Raw genomic sequence first — 9,626 nt, 5'->3', positions numbered from 1 at the left:
TTCTTGACGACCATAGAGCATTGGAACCACCTGATCCCATCCCGAACTCAGCAGTGAAACGATGCATCGCCGATGGTAGTGTGGGGTTTCCCCATGTGAGAGTAGGTCATCGTCAAGATTAAATTCCAAAACCCCTATCTGCGTATGCAGGTAGGGGTTTTGTTTTTGTCCGCCGAAAATCCGCCGCGACCGAAATGCAACCCCCCGACGACCTCCATGTACATGTAGGAGCGAGCTTGCTCGCGAAGGTCGCCAACGATGACGCTGGCCTCCTGACACACCCCGCTGTCCTTTAGTTCTTCGCGAGCAAGCTCGCTCCTGCTCACGTCGCCTTCAATGCTAAAGTCCATTTCTCGATTTTGCTTTCCCCAAGGAAGCCTTTATGCCGGACGCGACGTCCCTCAGTGCTGGTTTTATGGTGGTTCACGGCAACCGCCTGGACGAATTGCGCAGCCTGGTGGTCAGCTGGATGCGGCGCTACCCGCTGGCGCCGCTGGAAAATGAAATCGCCCTGGTCCAGAGCAACGGCATCGCCCAATGGCTGAAGCTGGCATTGGCCGAAGACCCGGAAGATGACGACATGGGAGGCTGTGGCATCGCCGCCGCCATCGACGTGCAGTTGCCGGGCAGCTTCATGTGGCAGCTCTATCGCATGGTCCTTGGCCGTGACGAAATCCCGGTCAAATCCCTGCTCGACAAAGCGCCGCTGACCTGGCGCCTGATGCGCCTGCTTCCGCAATTGATCAATCAACCGCACTTCGAGCCCCTGCAGCGCTTCCTGGCCAATGACAGCGATTTACGCAAGCGCTACCAGTTGGCCGAGCGCCTGGCGGATCTGTTCGACCAATACCAGGTATACCGGGCCGACTGGCTCGAAGACTGGGCCGAAGGCCGCCATCAATTACGCAACGGCAGAGGCGAGACCACACCCCTGACCCCGGCTAACTGCTGGCAGGCAGAATTGTGGCGTGCACTGTTGCTGGATGTGGGGGAACAAGGCATGGCGCAAAGCCGTGCCGGTGTCCATCAGCGGTTCATCGAACGCATCAACAACCTCGAAGTGGCGCCCGACGGATTGCCTTCCCGGGTGATCGTTTTCGGGATTTCCTCGCTGCCGGCGCAAGCCCTTGAAGCCCTGGCCGGACTGTCTCGTTTCAGCCAGGTTCTGCTGTGCGTGCATAACCCCTGTCGTCACCATTGGGCAGACATCGTCGCCGATAAAGACCTGTTGCGGCATCAATACAAGCGGCAGGCGCGCAAGCACGGCATGCCGGTGGTGCTCGATCCGCAAACCCTGCATCAACATGCCCACCCGCTACTGGCGGCATGGGGCAAGCAGGGGCGGGACTACATCAACCTGCTCGACAGCTACGATGATCCCAACAGCTATCGCTCGGCATTTCGCGATGGGCGCATTGACCTGTTCAGCGACAGCCAACCGCAGAACATGCTCAACCAACTGCAGGACGACATTCTTGAATTACGTCCCCTGAACGAGACTCGCGAGCGCTGGCCTGCGATCGATCTGGCGAAGGACGAATCGATCCGTTTTCACATTGCCCACAGCGCTCAGCGCGAAGTGGAAATCCTCCACGACCAATTGCTCGCGCGCTTCAGTGCCGACCCGCAGTTGCGGCCGCGCGACGTGATCGTGATGGTCCCGGATATCGACAGCTACGCACCGCACATTCGTGCGGTGTTTGGCCAGCTCGAGCGCCAGGATCCGCGCTTCATTCCCTTCACGCTGGCAGACCAGGGGCAACGTGGCCGTGATCCGCTACTGATCGCTGTCGAGCATCTGCTCAAACTGCCTGACAGTCGTTTCCCGGTCAGCGAAATCCTCGACTTGCTGGACGTTCCGGCACTGCGCGCACGTTTCGCGGTGGAGGAGCGTGACCTGCCCACCCTGCACCGCTGGATCGAAGGCGCCGGCATTCGCTGGGGCATGAACGCCGAGCAGCGTGCAGGTCTCGGTCTGCCGGCGGAGCTGGAGCAGAACAGTTGGCGTTTCGGCCTGCGTCGGATGCTGCTCGGTTATGCCGTGGGCAGCGCCGGTGCCTGCGAGGGCATTGAGCCCTACGATGAGATCGGCGGTCTGGATGCCGCGCTCATCGGTCCGCTGGTCGCGCTGCTGGATGCGCTGGAGATTGCCCACCAGGAACTCTCCCGGCCTGCTCCCCCCAAGCAGTGGGGCATGCGCTTGCAGGCGCTGGTGCAGTTGTTCTTCCTGGCGAGCAACGAGCATGACGATTACTTGCTGTCCCAGCTCGAAGCGTTGCGTGAAACCTGGCTCGAGACCTGTGAATCAGTCGGCTTGCGCGACGAGTTGCCCCTGACCGTCGTCCGTGAAGCCTGGCTGGCCGGGCTGGATCAAGGTCGCTTGTCCCAGCGATTCCTGGCCGGTGCGGTCAACTTCTGCACCTTGATGCCCATGCGTGCGATCCCGTTCAAGCTGGTCTGCCTGCTGGGCATGAATGACGGCGATTATCCGCGGGCGCAACCGCCGCTGGACTTCGACCTGATGGGCAGCGATTACCGCCCCGGCGATCGCTCCCGGCGCGAAGACGACCGCTACCTGCTGCTGGAGGCCCTGCTGTCGGCACGTGACCAACTGTATATCAGCTGGGTCGGCCGCAGCATCCGGGACAACAGCGAGCGACCCGCATCGGTGCTGATCGGCCAGCTGCGCGACCATCTGGCCAGCGGCTGGCGATTGCACGCAGCGGACGCAGACCTGCTGGAAGCGATGACTCAGGAACACCCGTTGCAACCCTTTAGCGCCCGTTATTTCCACGAAGGCGATGACCTGTTCAGCTATGCCAGCGAATGGCAGGTGCTCCATCAAGCCAGCGAGCCCGGGACTGAGGTCGAAGTCCTCGATGCCTACCTTCAGGAAGAGCCGCTGAGCCTTGGTCAATTGCAGGATTTCCTGCGCAATCCGGTACGACATTTCTTTAGCCAGCGCCTGAAGGTGTTCTTCGAAGCGGCGGACGTACCCCTGGCCGATGAAGAGCCCTTTGTCCTCGACGCGCTGCAACGCTACAGCCTCAGCGACAGGCTGCTCGAAGCGGCGCTGGGCCAACCGGAGCACACCGATCAGGCGCTGGAGGCGCAGGCCAGGCGTCTGCAGCACAGCGGGTTGCTGCCCATGGCCGGGTTTGGCGAATGCCTGCAGCGAGAATTGATCGAGCCCTTGCCGGATCTGCTGCAGCGTTACCGGCAACTGCTGGCGTTATGGCCGACACCGCTCACCAGCGCGCTGCCGGTGAGTCTGGAGCTGCAAGGCCTGCGCCTGGAAGGTTGGCTCAGCGGCCTGCATCAGCGTGCCGACGGTGGTTTGCTGTCGGTCACGACGATCCCCAACAGCATCGGTTCGATCAAGTCGCGCAAATGGCATCGCCTGACGCGGCCATGGGTCAACCACCTGGTGGCTTGCGCCAGTGGCATGGCGCTGACCACGGCGTTGGTGGCCAGCGACGACAGCCTGCTGCTCGCGCCGATGGAGCAGGGTACCGCTTCGCGGATTCTGGGCAACCTGTTGCTGGCCTGGCAAACCGGTATGCGCCAACCGCTGCCGATTGCGGTAAAAACGGCTTTTGCCTGGCTGGGTCAGACCGATCCGGTCAAAGCCCAGGCCGCTGCACGCAAGGCCTATGAAGGCGATGGCCTGACCACGGATGGCGAGCGCCGTGAAAGCCCGGCACTGGGTCGTCAGTTCGCCGACTACGACGTGCTGATGGCCGACGAGACATTCCCCGATTGGTGCGACGCCTTGTATCGGCCACTGCTTGAAGCGCCCTGGCGTTCACTGACCAGCGAGGAAGCGCGCCCATGACCACGAAAACATCGCTGGCCCTGGCCTTCCCGCTGCGTGGCAGCCAACTGATCGAAGCCAGCGCCGGGACCGGCAAGACCTTCACCATTTCCGCGCTCTATCTGCGCCTGGTCCTGGGCCACGGCGGGGAACCGAGCGGGTTCGGACGTGAGCTGTTGCCTCCGCACATCCTGGTCGTGACCTTCACCGATGCGGCCACCAAAGAACTGCGTGAACGGATTCGCACGCGTCTGGCCGAGGCTGCCCGGTTCTTCCGCGAGGAAACCCCGGCGCCGGATGCGCTGATCGCCGAGCTGCGTGATCAATACCTGCCCGAGCAGTGGTCCGGCTGCGCCAACCGCCTGGATATCGCCGCCCAATGGATGGACGAAGCCGCCGTCTCGACCATCCACAGTTGGTGCCAGCGCATGTTGCGCGAGCACGCGTTCGACAGTGGTAGCCTGTTTACCCAGACCCTGGAAACCGATCACAGCGATTTGCTGGGCGAGGTCCTGCGCGATTACTGGCGAATGTTCTGCTACCCGATGCAAGGCGATGCACTGAACTGGGTTCGCAGCAACTGGGGCGGCCCGGCGGCCTTGTTGCCGCGAGTGCGCGGGCTGTTTGCCAGCGAGCGTGACAATGTCGCGGGTCCGGCGCCCGCCGAACTGATCGCCCAATGCCTGTTGGAACGCCGGGCCGCCTTGCTCGAACTCAAGATGCCCTGGCGCCAATGGGCGGACGAGTTGCTTGCCCTGTGTCATCAGGGCGTGGCGAGCAAGAGCGTCGACGGGCGCAAGATGCAGGCGCGTTACTTCGAGCCCTGGTTCGAAAAAATAAAAGCCTGGGCCGAAGACGAATCCCTCGAGCAACTGGATATCGGCACCGGTTTCACGCGCCTGACGCCCGATGGCATGGCTGAAGCCTGGAAAGGTGAGGTGCCCCGTCATCCCGGACTGGAGGCGATGCCCGGCCTGAAGCTCAGCCTCGATGGATTGCCGACGCCCGATGCGGCGGTCCTGCAACATGCCGCCCAATGGGTGGGTGCACGGTTCGAGGAAGAGAAACGCCGACGCGCCGAGATGGGCTTCGATGACATGCTGCTGCGCCTCGATGCCGCCTTGCAAGCCGAAGGCGGCGAGCGCCTGGCCACCTTGATCCGCGAACAGTTTCCGGTGGCGTTGATCGACGAATTCCAGGACACCGACCCGGTGCAATACCGGATCTTCGAAAGCATCTATCGCATCGAAGACAACAACCCTGAAAGCGGCCTGTTCCTGATCGGCGACCCGAAGCAGGCGATCTATGCCTTCCGCGGTGCCGACATCTATACCTACCTGCGCGCCCGCCAGGCCACTGCGGGCCGCCTGCATACCCTGGGCACCAACTTCCGCTCCAGTCATGGCATGGTCAATGCGGTCAACCACGTGTTCGAGCGTGCCGAGTCGCGCGAGTCCGGGCGGGGCGCTTTCCTGTTTCGTGAAAAAAGCGGCGAGAACCCGGTGCCGTTCCTGCCCGTCGAGTCCCAGGGCCGCAAAGAAGCGCTGCACATTGACGGCCGGGCTGTCCCCGCCCTGAATGTCTGGCACCTGTCTGCCGAACAACCACTTTCCGGTGCGGTGTACCGGCAACAACTGGCCGCCGCGTGCGCCAGTGAAATCACGGCGTTGCTCAACGGCGGGCAACAAGGTCGTGCCGGCTTCATCCAGGACGGCAAAGACTTTCGCGGCCTGTTGCCGGCGGATATCGCGATCCTGGTGCGCGACGGCAAGGAAGCCCAGGCCGTGCGCGCCGAACTCTCGGCCCGGGGCGTGCGCAGCGTTTACCTGTCGGACAAGGACTCGGTGTTCGCCGCCCAGGAAGCCCACGACGTGTTGACCTGGCTCAAGGCGTGCGCCGAGCCGGATGTCGAGCGTCCACTGCGGGCGGCGCTGGCGTGCATCACGCTGAACCTGTCGCTGGCCGAACTGGAACGGTTGAATCAGGACGAACTGGCCTGGGAAGCCCGGGTCATGCAGTTCCGCAGTTATCGCGAGCTGTGGCGCAAGCAGGGTGTATTGCCCATGCTGCGGCGCTTGCTGCATGACTTCCGCTTGCCCCAGGCATTGATCGCGCGCAGCGATGGCGAGCGCGTGTTGACCAACCTGCTGCACCTGTCCGAGTTGCTGCAACAGGCGGCTGCCGAACTCGATGGCGAGCAGGCGCTGATCCGGCATTTGTCCGAGCACCTGGCGTTGTCCGGTCAGGCCGGTGAAGAGCAGATCCTGCGCCTGGAGAGCGATGAACAACTGGTCAAGGTCGTGACCATTCACAAGTCCAAGGGGCTTGAGTACCCCTTGGTGTTCCTGCCGTTCATTTGCTCGGCGAAGCCGGTGGATGGCAGCCGTCTGCCGCTGCATTACCACGACGCCAGCGGCAAGGCCCAAGTGACTCTGAAACCGACGGCCGAGTTGATTGCCCTGGCCGACGACGAGCGTCTGGCCGAAGATCTGCGGTTGCTCTATGTGGCCCTGACCCGGGCGCAACATGCCTGCTGGCTCGGGGTGACTGACCTCAAGCGCGGCAATAACCACAGTTCGGTGCTGCACCTGTCGGCGTTGGGTTATCTGCTGGGGGGCGGTGCGCCATTGACCGAGTCGGCCGGGTTGACGCGTTGGCTGCAAGACCTGCAGCAGGACTGCCCGGCACTGAGCTACGGTGAAATGCCGGAAGCGAGCGCCGGGCATTACCATCCGCCACACAACGAAGCGGCACTGCTCGCTGCACGGATCCCCAAGCGCAAGGCCAGTGAAAACTGGTGGATCGCCTCTTACAGTGCCTTGCGTATTGGCGAGCGCCTGAGCGCAGGCAGTGACGAAGCACCCGAAAGTCCGCAAGCGCAAAATCTCTTCGACGACGAACGCCTCGACCCGCAAGCACCGCGAGACGTGGTGGCCGGTGGCGCGGACATCCATCGATTCCCCCGTGGCCCGGGCCCCGGTACGTTTCTCCATGGCTTGCTGGAATGGGCCGGTGATGAAGGTTTTGCCGCCACACCGCAAGCGGTGGAAGACGCCATCGCCCGGCGCTGCAACCGTCGCGGCTGGGAAGGCTGGATCAGCGCCTTGAGCGACTGGCTGCAGCATCTGCTCAAATCCCCGCTGCACATCGGCGCCGGACAGACGCCGGTGATTTTCGGCCAACTGAGCCAATACCGCGTCGAGATGGAATTCTGGTTCGCCAGCCACAAGGTCGATGTGCTCAAGCTCGATGAGCTCGTGCGCCAATACACCCACAACGGTGTGGCGCGGGTGGCGGCCGAACCGGTGTTGCTCAACGGCATGTTCAAGGGCTTCATCGACCTGACATTCGAGCACGACGGCCGTTACTACGTCGCCGACTACAAATCCAACTGGTTGGGTGTCGATGACATGGCCTACACCGAGCAGGCCATGGAGCAGTCGATCCTCGACAACCGTTACGACCTGCAATACGTGCTGTACCTGCTGGCCCTGCATCGTCAGCTCAAGGTGCGGCTTGCCGATTACGATTACGACCGGCATGTCGGCGGTGCGTTGTACCTGTTCCTGCGGGGAACGCGCGCACCCAGCCAGGGCGTGTACTTCGCCCGTCCGCCAAAAGCAATGATCGAGCGCCTGGACCGGATGTTCCAGGGCAAGCCAGAGCCCAAGGCAGAACCGGCCTGGGAACAGGGAGAACTGCTATGAGTCGCACCTTCGCCGATTTGCTGCCCACGCCATTGGCCGCCGACAGCCTGGCGGACCTGGCCCCGTTGAGTCGCGCCGATGACCTGTTGCTGTTGCTCACGCGCTGGGTCGAGCGCGGCTGGTTGCGGGCGCTGGACAAGGCCTTCGTGGCCTTTCTGCATGAGCTCGCACCCGATGATGATCCGCTGGTGCTGCTGGCCGCGGCATTGACCAGTCACCAGCTCGGCCACGGGCATGTCTGCCTGGATCTGTTCGAGACCCTCAAAGAGCCGGACTTCGCCCTGTCGTTGCCGCCCGAAGGGGATCTGCAAAGTGATGCGATGCTGTTGCCGTCGCAATTGCTCGAGGCGCTGGACGGCGCTCATTGGTGCAAGGTGCTGGCGGCCAGCAATCTGGTCGCGTTGGCAGTCGATGGCCGTGAGGCGGCGCAACAGCGGCCTTTGGTATTGTCCGGCAAGCGCCTGTACCTGCGTCGCTACTGGACTTACGAACGGCGTATCGATCACTCGCTGCGCCAGCGCCTGGCGGAGCACGAAACAACCCCCGATGATTTATCCCAGCGCCTGACCGGCCTGTTCGGTCCGGCCCGGCCCGGTGAAGTGATCGACTGGCAGAAACTCGCCTGCGCCCTGGCGACCCGCAGCGCTTTCAGCATTGTCACCGGTGGCCCGGGCACCGGCAAAACCACGACCGTCGTGCGCTTGTTGGCGCTGCTCCAGGCGCCAGCGGTGGAGGCAGGCAAACCCTTGCGCATCCGTCTCGCCGCCCCCACCGGCAAAGCCGCGGCGCGGCTGACGGAGTCCATCAGTGCCCAGGTTCGCACCCTGGAAGTCGCCGAAGCGGTACGGGAAAAGATCCCGTCGGACGTCACCACCGTGCACCGCCTGCTCGGCAGCCGTCCCGGGACCCGCCATTTCCGGCATCACGCGGGCAATCGCCTGCCGCTGGATGTGCTGGTGGTGGACGAAGCCTCGATGATCGACCTGGAAATGATGGCCAACCTGCTCGACGCCATGCCGGCCCATGCCCGCCTGGTGCTGCTGGGTGACAAGGACCAGTTGGCTTCAGTGGAGGCTGGCGCCGTGCTCGGCGACCTGTGCCGCGATGCCGAGGCCGGTTGGTACAGCCCGCAGACCCGGCAGTGGCTGGAGTCGGTCAGTGGTGAAAATCTGGACGCCAGCGGTTTGCACGAAGACATCCATGGGACTCATCCACTCGCCCAGCAAGTGGTGATGCTGCGCCACTCGCGAAGGTTTGGCGAGGGCAGCGGCATTGGACAACTGGCGCGCTGGGTCAACCAGCAGCACCCCGAACAAGCGCGCAAGCTCTTGGCGGCGCGCAGTCACGACGACGTGTTTTGCCTGTCGCTCAAGGGCGAGCAGGACCGGGCGCTGGAACGCCTGCTGCTGGAGGGGCATGGCGACGGGCCGCAAGGTTATCGGCATTACCTGACCTTGCTGCGCAGCCAGCGGCCAGCGCTCGACCGACCCCTGCATGATCAATCCTGGGTCGACTGGGCGCGTGGCGTGCTGCAAGCCTTCGACGCATTCCAGTTGTTGTGCGCCGTGCGCAAAGGCCCCTGGGGCGTGGAGGGCTTGAATCAACGGGTCACCGCCGCACTGCTCAAGGCGCGGCTGATCGACAGTGACCACCAATGGTACGAAGGCCGCCCGGTGCTGATGACCCGTAACGACTATGGCCTGGGCCTGATGAACGGCGATATCGGTATCGCGCTCAAGTTGCCGGAACGTGATGGTCCCGACGCCGGGAAGCACGTGCTGCGTGTGGCGTTCCCGCGCAATGACGGACAGGGCGGCGTGCGCTTTGTTTTGCCGAGCCGGCTCAATGATGTCGAAACCGTGTACGCCATGACCGTGCACAAGTCCCAGGGTTCTGAGTTTGCCCATACGGCGTTGATCCTGCCGGACGCCCTCAACCCGGTCCTCACCAAGGAGCTGATCTATACCGGCATTACCCGGGCCAAGCACTGGTTCACCTTGATCGAACCGCGCGCCGGGGTGTTCGAAGAAGCGGTGCGGCGCAAGGTCAAGCGTTTGAGCGGGTTGATGCTGGAGCTGGAAGAGACCCCCTTGGCGATTGATTGA

Annotated in this window: 3 protein-coding genes and 1 rRNA gene; all 4 read left to right on the top strand. The window is 63.2% G+C overall.

Features of this window, described 5'->3' with window-relative positions:
- The first annotated feature begins 2 nt into the window (after positions 1 to 2).
- The 4 genes from rrf (at position 3) to recD (ending at position 9,626) form a co-directional block, all read left to right on the top strand.
- Positions 3 to 118: ribosomal RNA gene (gene rrf / locus BZ163_RS12540) — 5S ribosomal RNA — on the top strand.
- 264 nt (positions 119 to 382) lie between these two features.
- On the top strand, positions 383 to 3,835 hold the full coding sequence (recC, locus tag BZ163_RS12535; protein ID WP_128871171.1) for an exodeoxyribonuclease V subunit gamma: 3,453 nt from the start codon (positions 383 to 385) through the stop codon (positions 3,833 to 3,835).
- The gene (gene recB, locus BZ163_RS12530; protein ID WP_128871170.1) at positions 3,832 to 7,521 is read left to right on the top strand and encodes an exodeoxyribonuclease V subunit beta; all 3,690 of its coding nucleotides are present in this window, start codon (positions 3,832 to 3,834) and stop codon (positions 7,519 to 7,521) included. The genes recC and recB overlap by 4 nt, the downstream gene beginning before the upstream one ends.
- Positions 7,518 to 9,626, top strand: coding sequence for an exodeoxyribonuclease V subunit alpha (recD, locus tag BZ163_RS12525; protein ID WP_128871169.1), 2,109 nt, complete (start codon positions 7,518 to 7,520; stop codon positions 9,624 to 9,626). The genes recB and recD overlap by 4 nt, the downstream gene beginning before the upstream one ends.

Source organism: Pseudomonas sp. VI4.1, from assembly GCF_002029345.1.
GTDB lineage: Bacteria > Pseudomonadota > Gammaproteobacteria > Pseudomonadales > Pseudomonadaceae > Aquipseudomonas.
Note: the sequence above shows the minus strand (reverse complement) of the source record. Positions and strands in the feature narration are given on the sequence as shown.